24 protein-coding genes and 2 pseudogenes are annotated in these 23,200 nt (G+C 58.1%); 11 read left to right on the top strand and 15 right to left on the bottom strand.

Annotated elements, in window-relative coordinates; genetic code table 11:
- Nucleotides 1–312: 312 nt before the first annotated feature.
- From P6U24_RS02870 to P6U24_RS02860, 3 genes are all read right to left on the bottom strand, one after another.
- Nucleotides 313–615, bottom strand: a complete 303-nt coding sequence (locus tag P6U24_RS02870; RefSeq protein WP_407157696.1) for a hypothetical protein — start codon at nucleotides 613–615, stop codon at nucleotides 313–315.
- 407 nt (nucleotides 616–1,022) lie between these two features.
- Nucleotides 1,023–1,391, bottom strand: coding sequence for a hypothetical protein (locus P6U24_RS02865; protein ID WP_407157695.1), 369 nt, complete (start codon nucleotides 1,389–1,391; stop codon nucleotides 1,023–1,025).
- An 891-nt stretch (nucleotides 1,392–2,282) separates the two neighbouring features.
- Nucleotides 2,283–2,774, bottom strand: coding sequence for a YfbU family protein (locus tag P6U24_RS02860; protein WP_407157694.1), 492 nt, complete (start codon nucleotides 2,772–2,774; stop codon nucleotides 2,283–2,285).
- A gap of 300 nt (nucleotides 2,775–3,074) precedes the next feature.
- Here P6U24_RS02860 and P6U24_RS02855 point away from each other — a divergent pair, with 300 nt between their 5' ends.
- Nucleotides 3,075–3,203 carry a hypothetical protein gene (locus P6U24_RS02855; protein ID WP_407157693.1) on the top strand — a complete coding sequence of 43 codons (129 nt, stop codon included), beginning with the start codon at nucleotides 3,075–3,077 and terminating at the stop codon, nucleotides 3,201–3,203.
- 37 nt (nucleotides 3,204–3,240) lie between these two features.
- Here P6U24_RS02855 and P6U24_RS02850 read toward each other — a convergent pair whose 3' ends face one another.
- The 6 genes from P6U24_RS02850 to P6U24_RS02825 all read right to left on the bottom strand — a co-directional run bounded on the left by P6U24_RS02850 (nucleotide 3,241) and on the right by P6U24_RS02825 (nucleotide 8,064).
- On the bottom strand, nucleotides 3,241–4,044 hold the full coding sequence (locus P6U24_RS02850; RefSeq protein WP_407157692.1) for a hypothetical protein: 804 nt from the start codon (nucleotides 4,042–4,044) through the stop codon (nucleotides 3,241–3,243).
- Nucleotides 3,956–4,441 carry a hypothetical protein gene (locus P6U24_RS02845; protein ID WP_407157691.1) on the bottom strand — a complete coding sequence of 162 codons (486 nt, stop codon included), beginning with the start codon at nucleotides 4,439–4,441 and terminating at the stop codon, nucleotides 3,956–3,958. Before P6U24_RS02845 ends, P6U24_RS02850 begins: the two co-directional genes overlap by 89 nt.
- Before the next feature lie 282 nt (nucleotides 4,442–4,723).
- Entirely contained in the window at nucleotides 4,724–4,975 is a 252-nt protein-coding gene (locus P6U24_RS02840; RefSeq protein ID WP_407157690.1) for a hypothetical protein, read from the bottom strand.
- Between the two features lie 159 nt (nucleotides 4,976–5,134).
- Nucleotides 5,135–5,932, bottom strand: a complete 798-nt coding sequence (locus tag P6U24_RS02835; protein WP_407157689.1) for a hypothetical protein — start codon at nucleotides 5,930–5,932, stop codon at nucleotides 5,135–5,137.
- A 187-nt stretch (nucleotides 5,933–6,119) separates the two neighbouring features.
- Nucleotides 6,120–6,488, bottom strand: coding sequence for a hypothetical protein (locus P6U24_RS02830; RefSeq protein WP_407157688.1), 369 nt, complete (start codon nucleotides 6,486–6,488; stop codon nucleotides 6,120–6,122).
- Nucleotides 6,489–7,335: 847 nt separating this feature from the next.
- On the bottom strand, nucleotides 7,336–8,064 hold the full coding sequence (locus P6U24_RS02825; RefSeq protein WP_407157687.1) for a hypothetical protein: 729 nt from the start codon (nucleotides 8,062–8,064) through the stop codon (nucleotides 7,336–7,338).
- 544 nt (nucleotides 8,065–8,608) lie between these two features.
- On the opposite strand from P6U24_RS02825, the gene P6U24_RS02820 reads away from it, so the two are divergent.
- The 4 genes and pseudogenes from P6U24_RS02820 to P6U24_RS02805 all read left to right on the top strand — a co-directional run bounded on the left by P6U24_RS02820 (nucleotide 8,609) and on the right by P6U24_RS02805 (nucleotide 10,696).
- Nucleotides 8,609–9,127: a hypothetical protein gene (locus P6U24_RS02820; RefSeq protein WP_407157686.1), complete on the top strand. Its 519-nt coding sequence runs from the start codon at nucleotides 8,609–8,611 to the stop codon at nucleotides 9,125–9,127.
- Between the two features lie 138 nt (nucleotides 9,128–9,265).
- Complete coding sequence (locus tag P6U24_RS02815) at nucleotides 9,266–9,538, top strand: hypothetical protein (protein ID WP_407157685.1); 273 nt, start codon at nucleotides 9,266–9,268, stop codon at nucleotides 9,536–9,538.
- 15 nt (nucleotides 9,539–9,553) lie between these two features.
- A pseudogene (gene mobF / locus P6U24_RS02810) lies at nucleotides 9,554–10,286 on the top strand (MobF family relaxase).
- On the top strand, nucleotides 10,205–10,696 hold the full coding sequence (locus tag P6U24_RS02805) for a relaxase domain-containing protein (RefSeq protein ID WP_407160753.1): 492 nt from the start codon (nucleotides 10,205–10,207) through the stop codon (nucleotides 10,694–10,696). The pseudogene mobF and the gene P6U24_RS02805 overlap by 82 nt, the downstream one beginning before the upstream one ends.
- Nucleotides 10,697–11,182: 486 nt before the next feature.
- Here P6U24_RS02805 and P6U24_RS02800 read toward each other — a convergent pair whose 3' ends face one another.
- The 4 genes and pseudogenes from P6U24_RS02800 to tnpA form a co-directional block, all read right to left on the bottom strand.
- On the bottom strand, nucleotides 11,183–12,229 hold the full coding sequence (locus P6U24_RS02800; protein WP_407157684.1) for a hypothetical protein: 1,047 nt from the start codon (nucleotides 12,227–12,229) through the stop codon (nucleotides 11,183–11,185).
- A gap of 1,166 nt (nucleotides 12,230–13,395) precedes the next feature.
- Nucleotides 13,396–14,924: pseudogene (gene tnpC / locus P6U24_RS02795) on the bottom strand (IS66 family transposase).
- 69 nt (nucleotides 14,925–14,993) lie between these two features.
- Nucleotides 14,994–15,347 (bottom strand): IS66 family insertion sequence element accessory protein TnpB, encoded by a 354-nt coding sequence (gene tnpB / locus P6U24_RS02790; protein ID WP_407154079.1) that lies wholly within the window; start codon nucleotides 15,345–15,347, stop codon nucleotides 14,994–14,996.
- Nucleotides 15,344–16,246, bottom strand: coding sequence for an IS66-like element accessory protein TnpA (gene tnpA / locus P6U24_RS02785; RefSeq protein WP_407154080.1), 903 nt, complete (start codon nucleotides 16,244–16,246; stop codon nucleotides 15,344–15,346). The genes tnpB and tnpA overlap by 4 nt, the downstream gene beginning before the upstream one ends.
- 846 nt (nucleotides 16,247–17,092) lie before the next feature.
- On the opposite strand from tnpA, the gene P6U24_RS02780 reads away from it, so the two are divergent.
- Nucleotides 17,093–17,269 carry a hypothetical protein gene (locus P6U24_RS02780; protein WP_407157683.1) on the top strand — a complete coding sequence of 59 codons (177 nt, stop codon included), beginning with the start codon at nucleotides 17,093–17,095 and terminating at the stop codon, nucleotides 17,267–17,269.
- A gap of 43 nt (nucleotides 17,270–17,312) precedes the next feature.
- Here the strand turns inward: P6U24_RS02780 and P6U24_RS02775 are convergent, their stop codons facing one another.
- Nucleotides 17,313–18,272 carry a hypothetical protein gene (locus P6U24_RS02775; RefSeq protein WP_407157682.1) on the bottom strand — a complete coding sequence of 320 codons (960 nt, stop codon included), beginning with the start codon at nucleotides 18,270–18,272 and terminating at the stop codon, nucleotides 17,313–17,315.
- A 390-nt stretch (nucleotides 18,273–18,662) separates the two neighbouring features.
- Here P6U24_RS02775 and P6U24_RS02770 point away from each other — a divergent pair, with 390 nt between their 5' ends.
- The 5 genes from P6U24_RS02770 (at nucleotide 18,663) to P6U24_RS02750 (ending at nucleotide 22,719) form a co-directional block, all read left to right on the top strand.
- Nucleotides 18,663–19,523 (top strand): hypothetical protein, encoded by an 861-nt coding sequence (locus P6U24_RS02770; protein ID WP_407157681.1) that lies wholly within the window; start codon nucleotides 18,663–18,665, stop codon nucleotides 19,521–19,523.
- A 97-nt stretch (nucleotides 19,524–19,620) separates the two neighbouring features.
- Complete coding sequence (locus P6U24_RS02765; RefSeq protein ID WP_407157680.1) at nucleotides 19,621–19,851, top strand: helix-turn-helix domain-containing protein; 231 nt, start codon at nucleotides 19,621–19,623, stop codon at nucleotides 19,849–19,851.
- A 339-nt stretch (nucleotides 19,852–20,190) separates the two neighbouring features.
- Nucleotides 20,191–20,715, top strand: a complete 525-nt coding sequence (locus tag P6U24_RS02760) for an ImmA/IrrE family metallo-endopeptidase (protein ID WP_407157679.1) — start codon at nucleotides 20,191–20,193, stop codon at nucleotides 20,713–20,715.
- 57 nt (nucleotides 20,716–20,772) lie between these two features.
- The gene (locus P6U24_RS02755; protein WP_407157678.1) at nucleotides 20,773–21,930 is read left to right on the top strand and encodes a hypothetical protein; all 1,158 of its coding nucleotides are present in this window, start codon (nucleotides 20,773–20,775) and stop codon (nucleotides 21,928–21,930) included.
- Between the two features lie 525 nt (nucleotides 21,931–22,455).
- Complete coding sequence (locus P6U24_RS02750) at nucleotides 22,456–22,719, top strand: helix-turn-helix domain-containing protein (RefSeq protein ID WP_407157677.1); 264 nt, start codon at nucleotides 22,456–22,458, stop codon at nucleotides 22,717–22,719.
- A gap of 230 nt (nucleotides 22,720–22,949) precedes the next feature.
- Here the strand turns inward: P6U24_RS02750 and P6U24_RS02745 are convergent, their stop codons facing one another.
- Nucleotides 22,950–23,117 (bottom strand): hypothetical protein, encoded by a 168-nt coding sequence (locus P6U24_RS02745; protein ID WP_407157676.1) that lies wholly within the window; start codon nucleotides 23,115–23,117, stop codon nucleotides 22,950–22,952.
- Nucleotides 23,118–23,200 lie beyond the last annotated feature (83 nt).

Here is a 23,200-nt window from a genome sequence, read left to right as displayed (position 1 = left end):
TCGAAGGCACGCGAACAGCCGAAGGCTTTCCCGCCCCTAAACGTTTGGAACGAGGCCGCACTCTTCTTCCTGTCAACTTTGCCGGATACGCCCGGCGCGAAAGCCGACCCGTTCTACTTCGTTGCTTTGATCAGCTGGAACATTCCCGACAACGGGAAGCCGTCCGAATTTCGTGTGAAAGCGGTGGCAACCAACACTCGCTTGCCCTCGATGGCAGCGGGCATTTTCAACGCGACTCTGGATTTTCCGTTGAGCCGGTTCAGTAGGGCTTAGTCGTCCTGACAGTCGCCCGAGCGCTAGATGAGCCGCAGGTCAGGACGGCGGCCGATCCATCAAATGCATGCCGATTGCGCCATCGACCCGCCCCCAGGCATTCAGGAAATCTTGGAAGGCTGAAGACCGCAACACGTTGCGTTTCGGCTTCTTGAACTCCAAGGCCCGTTGACGGGCTGCCTTAGCAAGGCCGGTAAGGTAGGTGTCACCCCGCGCGTCTTCTATCTGATGCAAGAAGCTGGTAGCAGCTGCCACCCAGTCATCATTATCTACCGTAACCGCGTCGTGGATTTCGGACCATCGCTTCCGCCATTCCACGTATTGTTCTTTTTCAATCCTCATTTCCGTTTTGCCTTCTGAGCGGCTTCACGCGCAGCACGCAATTCTGGCTTGTCCACACCCGCCCCTCTCTTTTCGCTCAGCGGATAGTCGACGTCCACCAGAGTGGTTCCGTCATCGGTCCAAACACGTTCGGTATAACGATCGGCGGCACGGTCGAAGCGCCGCGTTTTGTTGATGAAATCGCCGAAGGCCTTGCGCAGCTGCCGGCCAGGTAAACAATTCCACCAGCGCTTTCTTTACCCCCGGCCGCTTCTGCTCCAGGTTGAGGCCAACTTGCGCCCGAACCTTTACAACTAAAGCTTTGAGAAACTGCTTTCTAGTTAATCCGCAATGCGCGCACGGGATGCTGTCGGGCAGCGTCGCGCCGCAATCCCCCCACACGACCGGAACGGCTTCATGGTCGTCCATTAAACAAGCTTCCATTCTCTCTCGATGCGGCCTATTTCGTCGGTCAGTAGCGTCAGAAAAAGGTCTTCGCCGGCGTAGGCCGTTCGTTGCGCATAAATCATTTCCCGCGCTTTGGCCGATAGGTGCGGCCTCAGACTTGCGAAGTACGGTGACGCCGTTATCGACGGCTTCACTTCCGACCAATCCTTGTTGCGATCGGAGAACATCGGGATGAGTTCAAGTCGCCAGCCGGTAACGAACTCGCGGCGCCGTGCCAGTTTTTGGCGGCGCTTTTCAATACCCCAACTTGCCCAGGGACTGAAAAGGCCAGCGACGCCTCCCAAGATCGGTGGCGCGACGTAGCGAGCTGCGATATCCAACAGGTCCATAATCAAAGTCCCATTGTGGCTGAAGCTGCGGGCCTTCTACCACAGAGACCGGGAATTTTCCGGCCTCGGCCAGACTTTCCGGCCTTATTCCCGGTTGTTTTTGCAAGCTTTTGACTACCGTCAGACGGACCAAGCGGGAACTTCCGCGGGGTCCCAACTCGCAACCTGATGGAGGATCATGTCGCAAGCTGTTCTCAGCTTACCCCAATTCTCGCCGTTCGAACTACTTTTGGCCGACTACGAAGTTGCGATGCTGGAAAAGAAGCGCGCTTACGTGCGGTGGTACAACGCATGGAGGCAACCGTGGCCGGGACGCGACCGCCAGCACCGCATCTGACGCTGTGGAAGCAGCCTTTTACAGGGCATACGAATCCGTAGACCACGTCGCTGACATGATCTTTGACCTTCCTGCCGGATCGGCATCGGAACTCGCAATCAAGGCCATAGTGCTGTTGGAACGGGTCCCCAGCCAGCCGCCCTATTTCACGACAGACCGCAAGACCTGAACCGCATCATCCAGGAAGTTCGCGGACTGGCCGGCCTCTGATCGGTGACGAAGGCCGAACGCACCGAACGGATCAGAACGCTGGCGAAGATCGCGCTGGATATATTGAAGCGGAACGTTCCCGGCTGTTATCTGCACCTGAAGCCGGGCGCGCTCGCGCGCTCGACTTCCATCAGGGTGGGCTGTGGCTATCGTACCGACGATTTGTCGATGATCCTGACGGGCGCACGATCTTGGAAATTAAGAGCGGCGGTCAGATCGCCCTACGCGCCGAATGGACGAACGATGGGTTCGACCGCACGTCTTTCAAGCCCGGCCAGGGGACGATGGGTTGTTGCGGTGCGACTGAACACCAACGTTGGCCGGACAACAACTTGCAAAGGCCGTCAGGCCGGTCCGATGGCAATTTTGTCGACATGTTCCTGGGTCAACGGGAATGGCCGTCCGAGTTCGTTCCAAATCGTCAGCATCTTGCGATAAATCCCGAGGGTCGAGCGCGAGTGCGAATTCCGCGGACGCTCTCGCTGTTCGGCCCAAAGACCAAGGTCGTCGATCAGGAAGCCCGCGATTCCAAAATGCGGATCGTTGTTCCCGTCGAAACCGTCGAAACGAGGATGGAAGGCGGCTGCTGGAGGCTCCTTGCCGGCCTCGTACGCCCGCTCCAGCGCGCGGTACATCGCGAAAATGTCCTCAACTTCCTCACCCACTCCTTCCGCCGTTTCGTCCGAAATCCATTCGAAAACTCTCGGATAAAGGGTGACGTAACCCCGCTCCAAAATTTCAGCGAACTTTCCGAGTTTCTCGTCGCCCTCTAATCGAGAGCGGATGCGGTATTGATTGGCCAGCGATGCTCGCTCGTACAACGACAGCTTTTCCATGCGCAGCGCTCCATCAGCGAATTGGCGGGGTCGCGGCTGATATCAGAGCGGCGGGTTCGGGCGCAACAGTAAAACGCCGGGCCAAAATTCGAACAATCTGTTGATAACTTCCACGCCTCGCTTGCCGAACCGGGAAAGGTCCCGGGTCTCCGGCCCTGCTGCCCATCGCCGCGATCACCGCGCTCGCAGCCGGAGGATCAACGAAGCTCACCTGGATGCCGTTCGGGCTCTCTCAGCTCCGTATGTCCAAAGCCGACACCGTCAGAAGCCCTCCAAAGGGAGGCGGATGGGGCTGTGGGCATGAACGTCAAGGCGCGGGACGAAGCCGTCATTCCCCTCTGTCATCTTCACCACTTCGTCGAGTACCACGGCATCAATCGCCGCAAACAATATTGGGAAACCAATACGGCACCCATGAGCATCACCTAGAGAAGACCCGGCGCCCTCTCGGCCTCGCCCCATTCCCTCAAAGGGTATGAAGGATGTCTCGCTTCTCAAAAGTCCGGTTGCTGCGATACCAGCTTTCGTAAACTTTGCCCGGCTCGTCAGCATACAACGCCGAGTGGATGCCATACTCGTTGGTGTCCTTGAACCAATAACCTTCCATCGATTCCGCGACGTCATAGAGCTTGTAGACTGCAAGATCGCGCGACTCGTAAACTTTGTCGCCATCAGGAGTATCGAAACTTGTCGTTTTAGCGAACCGGGCTATATCATACTCGCGCACGGCCTGCTTCAGTCGCTCCTTGAATTTCGAGTCCTTCACCTTTCGGATGTAGCCGTACAGGTGGTCTTCCTCCTTCTTGCTGAGCATCGGCATCTGCTGGCGCCATTCCTCCGACGCCGCTCGCTGGAGGGAGTGAAACTTCACCAGGTTGACGAAGTGCTCCTCGATGTCGTCCTCGCTATAGCGCTCTAGCGTTTCGCGGTAGAGAACATACGGCCGCGTGCTGATGAAGTCGAAGTTTTCATAGATTGGGTATCGTTCGGTGAGAATGAGGAGTTGCGCCTCTCGCACCTTCGCATCCGCGGTGAACAGCTTCCCTTGCTCGGCCAATGCTCGATTGTAGACGGTGTAGTATCGCTCCGGGTCGAGCTGGATGAGATAGTTCGACAGCTCGCGCAAATACGCGTGCAGGAGATTGCTGCGGTCGATTGCTGATGCCCGCGACGATATCGTGTTATCGCGAGCCGCAGGCGCCGCCTTCGGTCGAAACCCATACCCCGCAAGCGCGCCCAGCGCCAGCGCCAGGATGTATCCCCACTCCATGGTCAGTCCTCGCCCCGTGGATACAGATGCCCTTCCGTCTGGAAGCTGCTGTCAGTTCGGTCGTAGCTCTCGATGAAGTCATCGCCGTTCCAGCGAAAAAGCTGTACATGCCGTATTTGTCCAGGTCTTTGAAATAGAACCCGACGCGGCTTTCTGCGAAGTGGTCCAGGTGGAACGCAGCTAGGTGCGCGGTCTCGAAGACCTTCTGCAGGTGCTTCGCCTTCCACAGCGGCTGCTCGCGCTCCCGCCAATGGTACTCGCGCATCCCCGCCTTGATGTTCTCGTAAAGTTTGGTGTCCCTGTCGAGACGAACGTTCGCGGCCTCGGCGGCTTTGGTATTCTTCGCTGCCACAGGAAAAATCCGCCGGCAACCGCCAGCACAATCAGAAATGACCAATCCATTTCTCCCCCCCCCCGCGGGCCATTATCACCCAGCGGTTGCAGCGGCTCAATACTGGTCGCTTCATCAACTCCGGGAGACGGGAAATTGCCTTGGCAATGCGCCGGGCCTCATGCCTCGTCAGGTGAGCGTCTGCATACTGGTAATCGCGGGCGTGCAAATCCTCTTGGTGGACGACCGAGCAAATCCAAAACCCATTGCCGTCATAGACCCGGAACCACTGATCCCGCTCTCGCCCCTCCTCAACCAGCCACGCCGGAAGCCGGCGGAGGTTGTCCATCACATCCGCCGATGAGAGGGGGTGCCATTGATGCGCTTGCCGAAGGCATAGGTCTTGCCCAGGCGCTCCTCACCCTTAAGCCGGTCGCGGTGTTCGACCAGGCGGTCCACCTTCGTCTGCATCCGCTCCAGGGGGTCATCGGCTGAGGCGGTCGGGATACCGGCTTTGCGGAGGCTCAGGATTTGCTTCTGCTGCCGGCTGATTTGCCTCCGCATGTGCTCGATTTCGTTACGGATTCCGTCGATTCGCATGGCCGCATCCTTGGACTGGCCAGGACAACGGCGAGCCAGCCGGTGGCCTCGATGCCGGTGCCAAGTATGGTGATGCGGATCTTCTGGTCATTATTCACGGGAGACCTCTCCTGGTGCTGGAGACGGTGCGGAAATATGTCGTCCGTAACACTTCGGACATCACGCCCTGACGGTGCCCTCCATGGATTCCGGGAAGACCGGGCCGACGAACTGGCAGACCGGGCAGCCGCAGCGCCAGGGATCGTGGAACATGGCCGTGACGATTAGGCTGTCCCACAGGTGGAACCCCCAATAATGGAAATCCCAGCCGTCAGGCTGAAAGCGGTCGAAAAAGTACGAGAATATCTTCGGGTATTCACCGCGGGAAACGCCCCGCCCGCTGTCGGCGTAATCCTTGAAGAACGGCTCCGGCGGTTCATAGGGCGCGGTTATCCAGTAACGCATGCCCCACTCCTTCGGCAGGATGACGCCGTGGTGGTGAAAGTAGAGTCCCCGGATGATTTTCCAGATGACACCGTAGGCGCGGTGATGATCGATAAACTTCGCCACCCGATTCGCAGGGAGGTGTACGCCTTTGATGACGCTCTTGAACTCGTCCATTACCTGGTTGACCAGGAAGACGTTTTTGCCCGCCTTGATCTTCTCGCGGATGCGGATGTGATGGGCGTCCCCCGCCTCACTGCCTCCCGTCATCGGCAGTAGGGTATGGACGAAATACTCCTCGTCCTCCTGCCATTCGCGGTTACAGGCGGCATGCACCGGGATGGTCAGCAGATTGCTGATGTTGTACCGCCGCCGCATTTCTTTCGGGAAGAACAGCAGAGGCGGGACGTGGTCAACCGACGTCGGCTCAACCAGCTTCTCGCCGCAGAGATAGCAATGAGTCGGGCGTATCCTCTTGTTCATTCTCCCGGTGTAAGAGGACACCTCCCGTGTTTCAACCTTGACGACGGGCACCTCCCGGCTTTCATCGGTCGAACCGCGTGTGCGGCGGCCACGGCACCAGCCCAAGACTTCCCTCACTCGCGAAGCCGCGGCACGAACGGTCGGGCGCCCCGGTGCTCTTCGCGCTCCTGACGTTGCTGGCGGCACTCCTCGAAGAACAATTCAAGCCGTTCAAACTGGCGGTTGACATTGAAGTCCCTCATTCCGGTATCCCCAGCCGCTCGTTTGTCTGCCGCCGAATCTCGCGATTGAAGTCTTCCGTCCGCTGGCGTGCCTCGGCTGCGAGACGCGCATACCGAGCGGCGAACTCTTCCGACGACATGCCGGTGGTGTCGGCTGCGTTCTTCCAGCGTTCCTCATTTAGCCAGGTGGAGAGCATGGGCACAAACTCGGTGCCGGGCTTGTTCACACCGGCACAGGGCTTCACCGCGGCGAGGATGGCTTCCGGCTTGTGACCGCGCTTCAACGCAGCAGCGTAAGCCTTGAATGCCCGAGCGCGGACGTGCTGCTGAAGCTTCCCGCATGATTGACGACCACCCTTCGCGGCAAAGGTGTAAAGTTCGAGCACAGCGTTGGCTTACTGCTGATGCCGTGCTCAGAAAAGCTTTCTCCGTCCCGCGAGCCGCGAACGACAACGCCGAACCTTCTAAGTTGGTAGTGCCGAATAATGCCCGCGGCAACCTGCCGTGAACTGGCGTCGATTCGTGCAAGTGAACCTCGGTCTGTGACGCGGGCCACTGCCCAGCCTGACGAATGAAGAAGACCACCTCAGCCTCCGAAAGCCCGCATACGCTGGGTGACGTCCGTCATCACCAGGGCTGGTCCAGGCAGCCCGTTCAGAAAGTCGCTCAGATTGACGGATGGAATCCAGCAGCCTACGGCCGATTTTACGAGCACCTCCCGCTGCTCATCCCAATTGAGCTAACTGAATTGCGGCCCTCGACGACGCGTTGTGATTTCGATCGCGAGCACGATGACGGCATGCGGATCCCGGATGTGGCGCAAGCAGGCAAGCAGGCAAGCAGGGGCTCCGCATATAGCTAAAAAGGAGGTGGTTGATAGCCTTCAACTGCGTGTGCTGGCATCTCACCTCCTTTAGCTTTCTGGCTCTGCTGCGGGGTGATTGCGGGTTTCTCGATCGACGTTCCATCCTCGGCAATCTGAACGCGGCCCACTGGATCGATTTGGTCTGCGACTCCAAGGCCCAAGCCGCCAGTCTGTGGCGGCTCTTTCCATCGCCTTGTCCGGACCGCAGGCAGCCATCGCGGCTTTGACAAACGTTCGATATCCTGTGCGGCGCGGTGATTGGCTGCCATTCGAAGCCATGTCTTGCGTTGCTTCGCTTCCACCTTGAGGGCCTTCTCGCGCGCATGTCGGGCAGTCTCAGTGCGTTGTTAGGCCTGTTCAACTAGAGATCAAGTCGGCTGCCGAACTGATGTCGCATCCTTGCGCTCCAGCTTGTGTTTTAGATTGAATGTCTTTTCGAGCGTCGTGTGTAGCTTCTCCAGGACGACCCAAGCTTCCTTACCATCCTGCTCAGTTCTCTGGAGCATGAGTTCGACGAGCTGGTTCAACTGGTATGCCCGCGGCTCAAGCCAATTCTTTTCCTGTTCCGTCAGGCCCGTTGTGCCTACCGCCCCCTCCATCTTCGCCCCGAATCGCTCCATGATTCTGGTGCGTTCGGTGTTATACATGTCGAACAGCGCCACTGTGCTCTTATGAAGCTCATCGAGTGCGCCCATCTCGTTGAAGAGTTTCGAATCAATCGAGAGCACGAGGGCCATTTCTTCGGGCGCGAATTGCACCGGGTCTGGCAAGGGGATTATCGGCCTAACTATCTGAAATGCGGCTCCTTTGAAGCCGGACTTTTGTGCATCATCGAAACAACTCTTGACGGCCTTGCCGAGTGTATGCAGGTCGGAGGTTAGCCGTATCATCTTAAAGAACAGCGCATAGCCGCGAGCTTTGCGCAGTTCAAATCTATCTTCGTCCCGATTAGCCTTCGCAGCATTGATGTTCTGGCGAAGGGTGAAATACGCCATCCCGGCACTGATGGCCGCGCCGATTAAAGACCCACCAATGACGCTAAAAACCGCCCATGCTGTTGAAACCGTACTTACATGCCCACTTACTTCCGCCGCCATGCGCGCGCCCCTCTAGTGAACCGCCCTTTCTACTACCACCAATTGAGAGGCCCCTTCCAGAAATACTCCCCGTTTCCCGGTTTGCTGCTTCCGCATACCCTGGACTACTGAGCCGATTGCCCTATGCCGACTCAGCCGCCCCGTCCCTTCGAAGGCCAGGATTTTTCTTTTGCCTGACTCAGATAGGGCGTTGTTCTAAGCGTCACCACTCGGAGAGCATTGTGATCGACAGCGGCAAATTTCCGAAATTCAAGAACGGAAAGCTCGTCAACGCGCCACTTCCTCAGTGGTACCGCAAAGCAGTCCACAGAGGATGAAGACTTAGATGCGTCGTTGAGGAGAGTCGGCGCCAGCAGCCTTGATCACTATGGAGAAAACGCCGACTCAACAAAGATCTTTCGTGGCCGACAGACGGATACTTAAACCACACGCTGATGCAATCCACATTCTTGTATGTATATATACTTGGCCGCACCATCTTCCTTCGATATATAATGTGTATCTGTTGTTGCAATAGGCCGTCTTTTTCAAGCGAGTCTGACTCGTGAGTGCATTTCTGCAATATGTTCAGGCAAATCTCACGGCACTCCAAGCTATCTTTGGTTGGCTGACCACCTGCATAGGCGGCCTGTACGTTCTATACAAGTTTTGGTTAGAACGCAGGGAGAAAGGCTTGCAAGCAAATGCAAGCGGCGAGACGAATGGGAAGGACGAACAACCGGCGCGAAGCGTTAAAAAGCTCGAACCGGTGCAGCAGTCTCGAATGGTCCTTCTTATCGGGGCCGCTTTGATCGTTGCCGGTCTAGCCATTGCGGTACCGGTGACTTACGATGCTCTTACAACCGTGACCGTTGAGTACAAGGTATGTATAGGCGAGTACGAAGGCGGCTGCACATTTGCCCACGATGATCGTATCTACTGTATACTTCCTGGCTTCCCCACGGTTGATGATTGGGCAAAGAAGAGATGCCTAAGATGGTCCACGGCTACCATTGGATCCCACGATGGAAACAAGTGCGGTTATACGAACGTCGCGGTTTCTTGCACAAAGCGTAAGCCCTAGCTAGCTGACGAGAGTGGAACGTAGCAAATACCTCCTCACACTGCCGTCTTTCTCGATCTTGCAAGAGCTATAGGTTCTGATCCCGCTTCGCCATTCGGAAATTATCGAAGATCGAAAAGGGTTGAGGTCGGTTGCCGGGTGATCACGGCATCCGAGCTTGGCTCCCGTCCCGGCCCGACCAAGCACGGCGTGCGCGTCCGATTCATCGGCCTTGGCGAAGACGTCTATGAGCTGGAGCTGCCCTATCTCAAAATACCGAAGCTGCGGGAGCCGATCATGCCGGCTGATTGGACTCGTCCCTTCTCCGGGGTCAGTCTCTCGAAGACTCGAGAAGCCGATCCAGATTTAACGCCCTCACCCGCTCGCCTTAGCAAGGATCTGGCGGCACAAATCCTCAAGCGGCGGGACTGAGCCACGGTAGCGTCCATCTCAGCTCGCGGGAACGCCACGTCGGCCTCGCGCTACTACAGCCATCTGCAGTGCGACGATTACTACAGCCGTGATGGGGAGCCGGCGGGCCGCTGGGCCGGCAAAGCGGTCGAGCGGCTCAGCCTGGGCGGCCCGGTCACGCAGACCCAATCCGATGCCGCTCTGCGCGGCATCGATCCCAAGACCGGCGAGCGGCTGGCGCAGCTTGGCGGCCGCGAGCATGCGGCCGGTTGGGACATGACCTTCAGCGCTCCCAAATCCGTGTTCGTGCTGTGGGCGCTCTCTGAGGCTCCCGAGCGCCAGGTGATTGCGCAGGCGCATCGCTCGGCCGTGCAGGCGGCATCCGTTCACCTGGAAGCCACCGCAGGACGGGCTAGACGTGGCCGGTCCGGAGCTACGCGCGAGCAAACCGCGGGGCTGCTGATGTCGCAGTTCGATCACCACGCCAGCCGCGAATCCGACCCGCATCTTCAACCTCGCCCTGCGCCGCGATGGCGGTTCGGGTGCGATCGTCAGCCGCGAGCTCTACAAGGCCCATAAGCAAGCTGGTGCGACCTACCGCCCTGCTCTTGCCGCGGAGCTCGAACGGCAAGGCATTCGGCTGGAGCGGCAGAAGGATACGTTCCGGGTTACGGCCTTCCAGCCCGTATTGAGCGCGCTTTCTCAAAGCGACGCCGAGCCATTGAGGAAGCGGCAGAGGTCCACGGCTACAGCACGCCAAAGGGCATAGAGCTGGCGACCCTATACACGCGCCGTCCCGAGCGGGATGCCAAGCTCGCCGAGCTCATCAAGCATTGGCAACGTGAGGCCAAGGCGCTGGGGTTCGAGCTTGGCCGCCGCCGCGATGATATGCGCACGACCTCCCGCGGACTCTCTGTCGTACGGGAACATCTGCTGGGCGGAGCCTCACCCCGTCCGCGGTTTCGCAGGCGTCAGCCCCAACAGCTGCTGCCAAGTCAGCCGAGCACCCGACCGCCGCCCAGCTCGGTTCTCGTCTCGGCCGGGTCCTGCGCACCTTGGATCAACCGGCCGCCATGTCTGGCGTCAGGATCAACCCCGGTACCGGCAGTACGAGCGGGATTGATCGGGAGCCCGGAAGCAAATTGGATCGCAGCTTCCCATGCCAACGATGGCCTATGATCGCTCAACACATATGCGGGCTTGGCAAGTGCCCTGCCCTCTGCATAATCGATCTCCAGCCCGCAGGAAGCGATCTGCGAACGCCGTCCAGATCGCAAGAGCCGACAGCGTTGGAGGCGCCATTTACCCGGGCAAATGCGCGAGGGATCGATCGCGAGACCGGCAAATCGATTGGTATCCGCGCCCAAGCGCCAGCAAGTTATTGACGAGTCTTGATTTGTAGATCATTCGGCAAGACCGCCGTATTCATTCAGGCCCGCTTGTGTAAACACTGCTCAAGACCGAATGTTTACTTCACCCCAATGAGATAGCCGCGCGCGGCCCGCGAAACGTCAGCACCACAGGTGCATAGGGTGTGAGAAAATAACTTTCCCTTCCTTCTCTTTCTTTGGCCTGCGGATTGGACGGATCGAATGGGTTAGCCGCTCACTGAGTTGGGCGGAAAAGGTAGCCAGGCGGTAAGCTTGCTCCGAGACGATGGCGTGGTCAGAATGAATCCTCACGCTTGGCGTGAATGCCTGCAGCGAGCAGAAGCGCGACCGCCATCGGATCTAGGACGGCCACGAGAGCCAACGTGAGCAGCCTGACTACTCTCTCAAGGTCCGTGGGGGGTATGCCGACCAACTGGCCGAGATATCGTATCGGCCCGACCTCCGCCTCGTCACGCCTGCGCTGCGCGTCGATCTTAGCTTTGGCGATCTGTAGGCTGGCGAGCGCTTGAGACTCGCGCAGGCGCTCAGCCGCTATGTCCGCCCGTTCGCGGCGCTTCTGATCAGCGATCGTCATCGCTCCGAGCGGCCGGCCTAGCCGCGTTGCTTCATCGATGGCCATATCGATCTGCGCGATACGCCGATCCAGGTCGGTGACTGTTCGGGTTTGTATCCCGAGGCGAGCCTCGATATCTGCGGTTCTGTCGGCAAGGGCAAGTTCGACCGACGCCATGTGGTCGAGGTGAGCGCGGGTAAGGAAGCCGAACACCCCGATCGCATTCAGGCCCATCAACACGCTGATCATCAGGACGAGGACGAGCCGCAGGATGGATGGTGCAGAGGTCCAACGCTCAGTCAGCCAGGCAGCGGCGACGAGCTTTCCGGCCTCCAACACAGCACCCATGATGATGACAGGCCAGAAGGCACCGGCAAAGATCGTGGTCAGCCCGTCAATGGAAAAGGCAGCCGATACGCAAGCCAGTGCCAGCGCCACGATGAAAGCGGCATGACCGACCGGTGTGGTGAGACGGCGCGTTCCCTTCGCTCCAGACCTCGCTGTGACGGCGCTAGCTTGGGTAACAGCCCCCATATCCTCTGTAACGGTCGGCGTTACGGGCTCCGTTACAATGATCGCTTCAGCGTTACGACGGATCAGGCCTGCCTGCTCCCAAGCTTTCAGCCGGCGAGTGGTCCGCATCCTGTTCCAGCCCCATTGACGTCCCAGCTCCGCCGCGCGGGCGGTCACGCGCCCGCCGTCCTGCGAACGCAGCCAAGCCAACGCCTCCAAGTCATCGAACGGATGGGGCCGAACTGTTTCTATCATAATGAGATGCTGCTCCTCGCGCCTCGGCCCGGGCGACCATGGGAAGCGCCACCGGACGACCTGCTTCAAACACGATCGGACTGGCCTCGAGTGGCTGAGAAGAAGGGGGCCTCCGGCGACCGCGAGGGCTCATCGCATTTTCTCGAGCCCTAAGAAGAAGCAGATGGCCTGCACAGCGGCACCAAATGGCGGTGCCATTTGGGGCTGTCACTACCTGATCGCGAGCCGAGTCTATCGCGAAGCCCTGGACCGCGCGTAGTTGCCAAGAAAAGTCGCATGTATGAAGCAGAAGCGGAACTGCCAAATCGCGCGACATCTCGCGCTACAGCCCTCCCTTTAGTGGCCATACGCGGCATGGGGCGCCGGAACTGCCGGATCAAACCCGTCGTCAGCAATTCGTAGCGGCTTCCATGTGCTCAGGGCGCTTCATGAGCGGGGATGCTCCCAAGCTCGAGGTCCAGCTACGGTCGTCCGAGATCCTCACGATTCGTCAGAAGACTTGCTGGGCTTGCGAAAGGAAAGACCGGGCATCAGATCGAGTCTTATGGCCCGAATGACGCGCTGACGCTCAGCGCTACTGGTCCTTAACTATACTGCGGGATCGTCTAACCATGAGGACACGCGACGATCTGAGAGTTGTGATCGACACGCTGCGCGAGCGCCACAGCCCTTTTTGCGGCCTATCTGGAGGCAGCAGACAGATTCGAATGGCGAGCTCTCAACAGGCCGATGGCAATTGGTGAGCTTGCATCGGTCGCAAATGGCGGGGCATCAGGTCGACGTCCGTCTGAACGGGCTGGCAGCAACGCACCGGCGCTGACACCCTGATTCGGGACCGGCCAATTTGCACGCGGCTTTCGCACCAGCTTCCTGAATCGCGGGAGGGTCTGTATAGAATGATGCTTACCGGGCGCCGTTCATTGTGCATCTGATCTGCAGACGGCCGGCATCGCCCATGCAGTTCAACTTCCCGACTTCTGCCGATCGATCGCCAGCACGTCACGCTCAGACGCGAATGATCTGAACAGATGCGCCGCAAATAATGCTGCGCAAGAGTTTCTGCTCGCGTAACCAGCGCTGTGTTTGAGCGCATCTCGACTTGGGAGTGGAGAAGGCCGAGATCACGGACGAAGCGAAGCAGTAAGCGTCCGGCTGCTGCACTTCTCTCAGCTCTTGACAGGATTTGCGGCTTTCCAAGCCCACGGCAGCAGGTCATCGAGGCGATTGACCGGGTATCCGTCGATCATGCGCGAGAGCACGTCATGCAGATAGGCGTAGGGCTCGACATCGTTCAGCTTGCAGGTTTCGACCAGCGTGCACAGCACGGCCCATCTGTGTCCGCCTCCATCGCTGCCAGCGAACAGATGGTTCTTGCGGCCGAGTGCAACAGGCCTGATTGCGCGCTCAACCGGGTTGGTATCGAGCTCGATGTGACCATCATGCAGGAAGCGCGTCAAACCGTCCCATCGCGAGAGCGCGTAGCGGATCGCTTCAGCAAGCGCGCTTCGGCCCGGCACGAGAGGAAGCTGCGCTTCGAACCAGAGCCGCATGGCATCGATAGCGGGCTTAGAGCGAGTCCGGCGCGCTGCGAGCCGGTACGCAGGCGACTGACCGCGAACATCCGCTTCTACGCCATAGAGCTCCGCAATCCGCCGCAGCGCCTCGGTCGCGATCGGAGCATTGGTGGCCTGCGCCACCTCATAGAAGCGTCGCCGTGTATGGCTCCAGCATGCGGCGAGCACAACGTTGCCTTTTCCTGTCAGGGGCTCGAAGCCGGCGTAGCCGTCGACGTGGAGCACGCCCTTGAAGTTTGCCAGATGAGAAGCTGGCCGCTCAGCTCTGCGGTCTGGCGCGAACAGATAGACCGCCGCCGCGGCTCCGGTCCGCCCCAGCCGCGTTGCTCGCGGGCATAGACCCAGAGTCGTCCCGTCTTCGTTCGCCCACGTCCGGGGTCGAGCACCGGTACGGGCGTATCATCGGCAAACAGATGGTCGGAGGCAAACACGTTCTTGCACAAACGCTCGTGCAATGCCTCGAGCCACCAGCAGGCGCCGCCGACCCATCCAGCGAGCGTCGATCGCGGGAGATCGACGCCGTGGCGTGCGAAGATCTGCGACTGCCGATAGAGCGGCGTGTGGTCGCAATATTTGCTGACCAGCACCTGGGCAAGCAACGCCGGCGTTGCCAGGCCGCTGGCGATCACCCGCTCAGGGGCCGGTGCCTGAACGATCGTCTCGCAAGCACGGCAAGCATACTTGGGACGGGTAGTTCGTACCACGCGCAGTTGAGCCGGTATCCAATCCAGCATCTCGCTCACGCTCTCTCCGACCACATGCAGCGCGCCGCCGCAACACGCGCAGGTCATGTCGTCGATGTCGAGCCGCACGTTCTCGCGCGGGAGATGATCGGGCAGAGGCTTGCGATGGGAAGACCGTTCGTTTGGTTGCTTATCAGCCGGCGGATGGCTCTCCTCCTTGCCGGCCAAATCGGCTTCGATCTCTTCAAGTCCAAGCGCAAGCTGATCCGGATCGATGCGTTCGGAACGTCGGCCGAACTGCGCGCGCTGCAACTGCTTGATGATGGACTTGAGGCGCTCGATCTCGGTGTCGCGATGTTCAAGACCGCCGGCGATATCGCGAACGAGGCGATGCAGAAGTACTGTATCTGTCGGGAGATTGTTCAAATCGAGCTGCATGTTCGATACTACTCGAACACGCTGATTCGAAGAACTGCCGTCGCTCTATTTGATGCAGTGTTTTGCGAGTTATCCCGCAAGAAGCGGGCGCCAGAAGCGCTCTGGTGTGCGCCAGTCGATACCCTCAAGCAGCATTGCGAGCTGCGCCGGCGTCAGCATCACCGTGCCGCCGGGCTCGGTTGCGCGCGGCCACATGAACTGCGCGCGTTCGATGCGCTTGGTGAAGAGGCACAGCCCTGTCCCATCCCAGAACAGGATCTTCAAGAGCGAAGCATTCTTGCCGCGGAAGACGAACAGATGGCCCGAGAACGGGTCCTTCTTCAGGTGTTCCTGCACCAATGTCGAGAGTCCATCGAGTCCCTTGCGCATGTCGGTGTAACCAAGCGCCAGGTGCACTTGCACGCCCGCCGGGATGACGATCATGACGCCTTCTCCTTGCGGGCGAGCTGCCGCTTCACTTCCGCCGGACTGCTGCCCACTGGTGCAAAGACACGGCGTCCGTTTTCCAATTCGACTGCGATCATCCCGTCCGGCGGCTGCACGAGGTCGCACAACGCCGCGAGCGCCGGCACCTCGTTCGCCGTGCCTTTGGTCAGCGCGACAGTTGCCAATCGCGGCGCCTTCTTAGCCGCCAGGCCGAACTGCACCCGCCAGCGGAAGACCATGCTGGTGGCGACGCCGTGCCGACGGCAAACCTGCGACACGCTGACACCTGGTTTCTCCGTCTCCTGCACGATCGCGCGCTTCTGTTCGTCGCTGAAGCGGCGCCGGTTGGACCGACCGTCCGCCTCTTGCGGTGTCAAGCGGTATTTGCGCCGTACGCAACTAGCAGCGCTGCTTAATTGAGCCCGGGCACTCGGATGAAGCAGAGATCGCCAGTCCATTTCCTCGCCGGAATCGGCAAAGCGATTGCGCCAAATGCGCAGTGCGTAAGGAGAAAGTCCGAGCGCCGCGGCATACTCCGCATTCCCCAAGCCGCTCCAGTTCATCGCCTCAACGTGCATGCCCCAGAACGCCCGAACAGCAATTGTGTCGCTATCCGTACGCATGTTGTAGCGATAGGTGAATGTTTTCCGGCGGGGCTTCGATCGCGCTTTCTTGCCCTGTCGTTCGAGCTGTTTGGTGCGCAAATTCTGCAGGCGTTTCTTGCGTTTGCGCAGATCTTCCGAGCTCAGCAGATGACGCGCCCATCTCTTGAACGACGTCGTCGAAATTTCGCGTCGGCGGCAATATTCCTCGACGCTTTGATGCCCGGCGTACCAGGTCGCAACGTGGTTCGACCAGTACGGGTTGTTGGCCTTTGCCCAGGAACGATGACCCACCGCCGGAGATCCTCCACCTCACGAAGGAGCCCCACATCATGCGCCATTGCACATAATCAATCTATGTGCGGAGATCGGACGGTTACGCGAAGCAACCGTCTATAGCAGGATAAAAGCCGCAAGGTGCGGTCGGTTGATTGTTTGAGATTTGCCAGCAACTTCAAGCAAACTTCGAACTTTGTGAAGACTCCTCAAAATTTTCCATCTTTATCACCGTGCTGTTCTTGCTCAGTGTTTGACACCTTGTGGCTGGCCTGATGAGCGGAAGCGACGACTTTCTTCCTGCGTCCTGACACCGGTGATCGCCTTGGACCTCTGCGGCGCCGCCGCAAAGCGCTCGCCAACTGCCTGGGCCATCGGCCTCGAGATGGCGGCCCTCATGTGCGCCCGTGGATTTGAACAGGTGGAAGCGCTGGTCTATACGGCTTGCAGCAAGATCGCCTTCCGCCCGGGGTGGTGCAGCCCCGGGCGCGCCGGGAAAGCTGGTGCCCGTTTCCGCCCTTCTGCCGGTGTCCGCGAGCAGCAGAAGGGCATCAGCCGCGAGAGCGCGGCCATGTTGATGAAAACCTGCTCTATGGGCCCACAAGGCCGGCGCACGACAGTGGAGCGTTTTCCGGAGTTCGTGGCGCATGGGCCCGGACATCCGCAAGCCCCGGTCGGAAAAGGCCAAGACTCCGAAGCGGACCGCGCTGCTGGTCTACGGTGATAGCGACATATTCGTGCCACGTGGGCTTCTAGAAGCTGCTCGGCACTCCGTCGCTTCTCCGGGCCGCCCTCGCGGCCAACAATTTCAAATAATGCTCGGCACCTCATTTAATCCGTTTCCGGCACAATGTAGGCTTGCGCATGCTGGAGATCGAGATGCGACGAACGCTCATTCACCTCACCGGTACGGCCGCGCTGTGTCAGGCTGGCTTGGCGCCGCCCGCGCTTGCTGACCCGGAATGGATCATCGAGAAGATGAGCGGAATGTTGCGGCCGGACGTGGGCTGGGCGCAGATACGACGGGCTGAACCGATTTGAAGAAAGGAAACCCAAGGCGGTAAACCGAGGGTCTTCTAAGAACTTAATTGAGACCAAGCGACGCATTTATGTTCGGCGACACATCAACGAAGCTTTGGACCTGCCGCAGCATCTCATCGCACTCGGGTCGAACGGTAGCCTCTCGTCGGTTGATAGAAGGATATTGCGATCGTATCTGACGGAGACAAATAGCTGCGTATTCCACCGCGAAGGCCGGACATTCCTTAGACAAGCGTTGAAATCTCTCGCCGTTACCATTGCCAACGTTTTCCAGTTCCGCTGGCGTGCATTGCACGCCATCAGCAAAGACACCCGCGAAACCCGCGGGATTCGCCAAATAATGCCGAAATAGTTCCGTCAACAGCGGGCTTGTGGTACTAGCAGCGAAAGTGCTCTGGAATAATCCGGCCTGCGCAGTGTCGGCGGACGTGTTTGAAGCGGCAATATCACGTCCAGCGCAATATTTTCCCAAACTTTCTCTCATCCCGAGCCCAATCAACAGCACGAATAGGTGGCGCAGGGTGTCGATCCCAGAGTCCGCGTTTGACATCGAGTACCGGCTAAATATGTCCGCGTACCATGCGATTGCGTCCGTTCTCATATCTCCGCTGTTTGCTTTCGCCATTTCGTTGGCGGCAGGGTCACCAGCTTTCAGTTTGAGGTATACCTTCGCGAAGACAAGAGCCATGCCCTTCATATAGCCACGAGGCGCTAAGCCCCGATTCTGCCAATTCAGCTTGACGCTCTTAGATTGAGTCACGATGGTTGATATTGCGGCAACGGCTTCTCCACGCGCAGCTATATCGACAAGGTTGGGAAATAGTTCCTCTGACACAAACGGACCGGGATTAACCGGAGAAGCGACGGCCTTACGCGGAACGAAGGCTGACGCGATTGTGCCGATAGTTGGTCCTGCAGCAACAGCGATTCCCAAGAGTTTTCGCCTCGTCCATGAGGCAGTCTTGCTCTTATCCGCATTAAATGGATTTGGTGGGTTAGACATGCGTCTTGCTCCCTTAACTTCGAGAACAGCCCCCCCTGCGGCCCGAGAGCCAGTCGATTTCTTTCATTTTGCGCAATTGACCTGCGTTAGTCTTACAGGTTGCTCGCGCAGCCTCGATTTGGTTGCTCGGTCATCTTGCTGGAATTCGATCGAATGCGGAAGTCCGTAATGCATCGGCCGAGCCGCAATTTGACCCAACACCGGAGAAAGCGGTGAACTCTCGCCGCGCGGCTCTTGGGGATAAACCGGACCTCGCTCGGTTTGGACCTTCATCGTCGGTTTTGTACCTCAGCGGACACAGCCGCCCACAGCCATATCGCGCGCTTTGTGTTACCTTGAGAGGCTCCCGCGACTTTTCGCCAGTATAAGTCTCTCTCGAAAGGAAAGGAAATGATTGATTGGACAGGTCTCATCAAGACACTTACCAGCACCGCAATCGTTGTTGCCGCACTGGGTTGGATCGCATCGAAAGGAATTGAGCACTGGCTTGGGCTACAGGTTGAGAATCACAAATCCGCGCTCGACCAGCAGGTCGAGACATTCAAGTCTGATCTAAAAGCCAAATCTGATCGCCAGCTAGAGGAGTTCAAGAACCAGCTAACCGAGCGCACTGCCCAGAAAGATAGAATAAGAAATGAAGTGGCGCGCTGGTCCAATCCCATCCCTAGCGCGGTCACCGACTTGAAGAACAGACTGGAAAACATACTGGATCATCAGGGTTACCTGGCTCTGTCGCCAAAGGTGAGACAACGAGTTAACCCCCAATGGTCCATCCAATACGACTACTTCTTTCCCAGCACGATTTACTTGTTCTCGCGATATTTCTGTTGGACTGGACTTCTTGAGGAAAAACTTAGCTTTGAGCTATTCGATAAGGAGGACGATAAGGAAGCATTTTTCGCGCGGATGCGAGAGGTGAATCGCAACCTCAGCGGATTTCCCCTTGACCAATTGCAAGACATAAAAAGCGAAGAAGACTCGCAAATATTCAACCTGCAGCAACGCAGCATGGGCGAAACATTGCGATCGAAAAGTGAACCCCGTTGCATAAGCTATTCCGAGTTTCTCGAAAGATGGAGTGAGCCAAATTTTCGAAAATCATTTGAGCCATTGACCACCTTCATAGAAGGAATTGAGCCGAGCCGGCAGCGCCCTTGGAAAAGGCTCGAGCTCATGAGGGAGGCTTTGAGCGAACTGGAGAGGGACTGCAAGAAGCTCCTCGGCCTGAAGTCAACAAAGGCCGATCCATGATCGGCGCTGCGCGTGCTTACCGTGAACACTATAGCGCAACCCCCACGAGCTCACCGCCTGGGCGGTGAGGCTGGTCAGCGTGATCGGGAGTGCGGCAATGGACGGCTCGCAATATCTAACCGCCGAGGAAGTCGTCGAACGCTACCGCGGAGCGGTGAGCGTCGGGACATTGCGCAACTGGCGAGCCACTCGCGTGGGGCCGACCTTCGTCAAAATTGGGAAAGCAATCCTCTATCCAGTTGACGAGCTCAAAGCGTGGGAGAAAGGAAACATGGTCTCCTGCCGTGCAGCTGGAAGACTGCGCGTGATCAAGTCTGGTCAGGCGTGAGGATCACAAGTTTTCACGCGCGACCGTCCCCATTTGGCGTCCCCTACCGAGCGGCATCCCGTGAAAATACCAATGATATTAAGTGCATGGTAGGCGCGCCATGCTCATGCATAACCACCATCCATCAGCAAGAGATCAAGATGGCGAATGTCACGAACCTTGCACCAGCATAGTGGCGCATCTGACGCGTCAAAACGACAAGCACTCGAGCAGCGGCGGTCGCGGAAGCGGCAGAAGGGCTCCGAAAATCCGTTGAAATCATTGCAATTCGCTGGAAATTTACTATTTCTAATCGACATTTGATGCTAGCAGCTGATTCGATCAAAGGGCTTCCGTTTCATGAGCTATAGCGCGCCCACCGAGTGCGGCTTGGCCAAATCCGCCGTCGACAGCTTCGCGTCACAAGTGGCCTCCCACTTTGGGTATCGGCCTGGCGCTGCGTTAGAGCCCATCGTCGAGAGGATGGGCGGCACCATTCGCATTCAGAACGTACTTGATTTCAATCGGATTCCGTCTGGCTCAATCCGCATTGATGGCCCTGCGCGCTTTGAGATTTTTCTAGCGGCCCACACTGGGCCAGCAAGAGATCGCTTCACGATTGCACACGAGCTCGGTCACTACGTTCTCCATTACCTCTATGCGCGGCAAAACGGTGCGCAAATTGAGCGACTTGAGGCTCAGCGTTACGGCACCGGTCGCGTTGAGTGGGAAGCCAACTGGTTCGCTGCGGGGTTCTTGATGCCGGCTGGCCAGTTTACGGAGCGGTACCACGCGCATAGGGGAGTGATCCCGCTTCTCGCGGATGAGTTTGGCGTGTCTATTGAAGCTGCACGCATTCGTGCCCAGTTCGTGGGTTTGGGCTAGCCTGAGTTCATGACGGAAGGCGGTCCCTTTAGCTCGGCTCTCCGTCTGTTCCTCAGCGTGGATATCGTCGGTTCGACGGCATTCAAGCAAGCCGCCAAAGATAGGCGAGCTGAGAAGAGTTCTACGGAAGGCTCCGATCCCCGACCCGCCGAACCCTGGTTCTCACCTATCGCTCAATTCTACAGAGCTATTGAACGCACCTTTGCGAGGGAGTGGGCAATATGCGTCGGCCTATCCGAAGACGTCGGCTGGCCGACGGGGCGCGCACCTGAGTTATGGAAAAGTGTCGGTGACGAACTGATTTACACAAAGCAACTCGATGACCATCGCGAAGCTCTCACAACCCTGAACGCTTGGATCAAGACCGTCAGTGCGTACAGAACGCGACTGAAGGAGCAATTCAAATCGCTTGATTTGAAGACGACTGCTTGGATCGCTGGTTTTCCCGTTCACAATGCAGAGGTGATATTTCGTTCCTCTGTGCAAGGACTTGGCGCGGCCGGAGACCAAGACGATGATGAGGTTTTCAGCAATCTCGCGCTGCTGAGCGAATATTATTCGCAGCAACCGAATCCCGATCTCACTAGGGATTTCATCGGCCCTGCTATTGATACCGGGTTTCGCTTATCACAACTTTCTACGCCTCGCCGGCTCGTAATCTCTGTTGAGCTCGCCTTTATCCTCGTTCATGCGGTCAGAACTCAACCTCACGAGTACAGGTACGACACCCCAAGATTCTTTTTCGAAGGCCGTCACACACTGAAGGGCGTTTTTGGAGGGCTCCCATACCCTGTCTTTTGGATTGATATGCGGCCTTCCCCAAAGCTCGAGGAGACCGAAGATGCACTCAACGGGAAGGCTCCCCTAAATACAGACGCAGTTCTAGCGTTCTGCCAGGAGTTCATCAAAGAAAACGCGACTTACTGCTTTACCCCGTACATTGTGGGCAATCCCGACCCCGCGTTTAACAAGATCCCCGAACATCACCAAGAGCGCCTGAACGGGCTGAAAGCCTATTGGGAGCAAGAGGCGCTGAAGCGTGAAGATGAGAAGCGAGCCGGACTGGAAAAGGCCGAGCCCGAGCACGACGAAGACAAGAAACTACTGCTGAGCAGTGTCTTGCGTCAACTGGACAAAAATCAGCCCGTTGACTCATCTGATGCAACGAACCACGAAACCGAACGGACCGTGTCCTCGGAGCAATCACTCGAATGATCGGGCGCAGATGTGCACCGCGGCCTTCTGACGCTTAACTCAAGCGGGTTTTAAGAGGCCGATCAGATAAGACCTCTATCGAAGCGAGGTCAGTCTATTTTTTGACCTGAAACGGCCGACGTTTCTATGGCGCTTACAACTCGGCTCACTGCGTTTGCGTGGTTTCGCAGTGAGGCAACCCACGACGTCGCCTCCCAAACGGTATCGCTCAAGGACCCTCCACGAATATTCGTCGTGAATGCGGAGCTCTGCAGTGCACCGATTGACGCCGAATGATTCACACGCCGGCTAATCACCGTTACAAGCCGCCCGCCATAATCAATCGCTGTTACAGCCATCTCACACTCGCCAGCAGAGGCGCGCGAGCTAGATGCTGGGATAGCCATCGGCCATACGCCCGGCCTGACAACGTTGTCTTCCATATCTCGACCTCAAGCCGAGAGCCCCCTGCAATAAGTGTGCGGCGGCCCAATTAACGGGTTATAGCCAGTGGTTTTATAGCCCGTTAAGTGCGCGCATGCAAGTATGCATGGGCGAGCTTTGGTGGCATGGAATTTACGGCGGATCCGGGTGAAGCGCGGCCTCTCTCAAGAAAGGCTCGCCTTCGATGCGGGCATCGATCGCTCGTATGTTGGTGGCTTGGAGCGAGAGGAGGAAAATCCGACGGTCGATCTGCTCGACCGTTTAGCAAGAACGCTATCGGTGCACGTTTCCGAATTCTTGATTGAGCCGCCGCGGGGGGCCCTCCCTCCGAAGCCACTACGCCGCGGCCGTCGACCAGCAGACTAGTACGCTGCCTTGACCGGGCACCGACCGAAAAAATCTCATGCCGCCCTTTGTACTCCGGAAGGCGTTTGGGTCGTCGCACTTTCGCTTTAGTACTCCGCTCTATCCAATGCTTCCGTTGACGCGTCGTACGACCGTACTAACGTGGAGGGCTCCGTTGAAGTAGCGCCGCTATGTCTAGCAAGAAGCAACCAAGTGCAAGGGATGACGGTTCTCGAGATCCGAGCGAGGCATCAACCAGCATGGGGGCCGCAGTCATTCCGTTCGCGCATCGCGTAACCTGCACCATAGCAGACGCTTGCCTTGCTACAGGCCTCGGGCGCACCAAGCTGTACGAATTGATTGGAGATGGTCAGATCAAGACGACCACGATCGGCCGCCGTCGCCTTGTTCTGGTTCAATCGCTCCTATTTCTGGTCAGCTCGGGTGGCCGATACTGAGCTTCTAGGCGACACAGGCGACCCTGCGAGCGGACGACGCTGAA

This window comes from Bradyrhizobium sp. STM 3557 (assembly GCF_045571465.1).
Classification (GTDB): domain Bacteria; phylum Pseudomonadota; class Alphaproteobacteria; order Rhizobiales; family Xanthobacteraceae; genus Bradyrhizobium.
This window is presented reverse-complemented; position numbering and strand designations above follow the sequence as displayed.

What these genes read in the sequence shown, in the direction of transcription:
- P6U24_RS02825 (WP_407157687.1), bottom strand. Translation starts at nt 8,064, where the DNA reads ATGGCGGCGGAAGTAAGTGGGCATGTAAGTACGGTTTCAACAGCATGG.
- P6U24_RS02870 (WP_407157696.1), bottom strand. Translation starts at nt 615, where the DNA reads ATGAGGATTGAAAAAGAACAATACGTGGAATGGCGGAAGCGATGGTCC.
- P6U24_RS02800 (WP_407157684.1), bottom strand. Translation starts at nt 12,229, where the DNA reads ATGATAGAAACAGTTCGGCCCCATCCGTTCGATGACTTGGAGGCGTTG.
- P6U24_RS02770 (WP_407157681.1), top strand. Translation starts at nt 18,663, where the DNA reads ATGATTGATTGGACAGGTCTCATCAAGACACTTACCAGCACCGCAATC.
- tnpB (WP_407154079.1), bottom strand. Translation starts at nt 15,347, where the DNA reads ATGATCGTCATCCCGGCGGGCGTGCAAGTGCACCTGGCGCTTGGTTAC.
- P6U24_RS02860 (WP_407157694.1), bottom strand. Translation starts at nt 2,774, where the DNA reads ATGGAAAAGCTGTCGTTGTACGAGCGAGCATCGCTGGCCAATCAATAC.
- P6U24_RS02855 (WP_407157693.1), top strand. Translation starts at nt 3,075, where the DNA reads ATGAACGTCAAGGCGCGGGACGAAGCCGTCATTCCCCTCTGTCATCTT.
- P6U24_RS02865 (WP_407157695.1), bottom strand. Translation starts at nt 1,391, where the DNA reads ATGGACCTGTTGGATATCGCAGCTCGCTACGTCGCGCCACCGATCTTG.
- P6U24_RS02775 (WP_407157682.1), bottom strand. Translation starts at nt 18,272, where the DNA reads ATGTCTAACCCACCAAATCCATTTAATGCGGATAAGAGCAAGACTGCC.
- P6U24_RS02760 (WP_407157679.1), top strand. Translation starts at nt 20,191, where the DNA reads ATGAGCTATAGCGCGCCCACCGAGTGCGGCTTGGCCAAATCCGCCGTC.
- P6U24_RS02850 (WP_407157692.1), bottom strand. Translation starts at nt 4,044, where the DNA reads ATGGAGTGGGGATACATCCTGGCGCTGGCGCTGGGCGCGCTTGCGGGG.
- P6U24_RS02780 (WP_407157683.1), top strand. Translation starts at nt 17,093, where the DNA reads ATGCTGGAGATCGAGATGCGACGAACGCTCATTCACCTCACCGGTACG.
- P6U24_RS02840 (WP_407157690.1), bottom strand. Translation starts at nt 4,975, where the DNA reads ATGCGAATCGACGGAATCCGTAACGAAATCGAGCACATGCGGAGGCAA.
- P6U24_RS02765 (WP_407157680.1), top strand. Translation starts at nt 19,621, where the DNA reads ATGGACGGCTCGCAATATCTAACCGCCGAGGAAGTCGTCGAACGCTAC.
- P6U24_RS02750 (WP_407157677.1), top strand. Translation starts at nt 22,456, where the DNA reads ATGCATGGGCGAGCTTTGGTGGCATGGAATTTACGGCGGATCCGGGTG.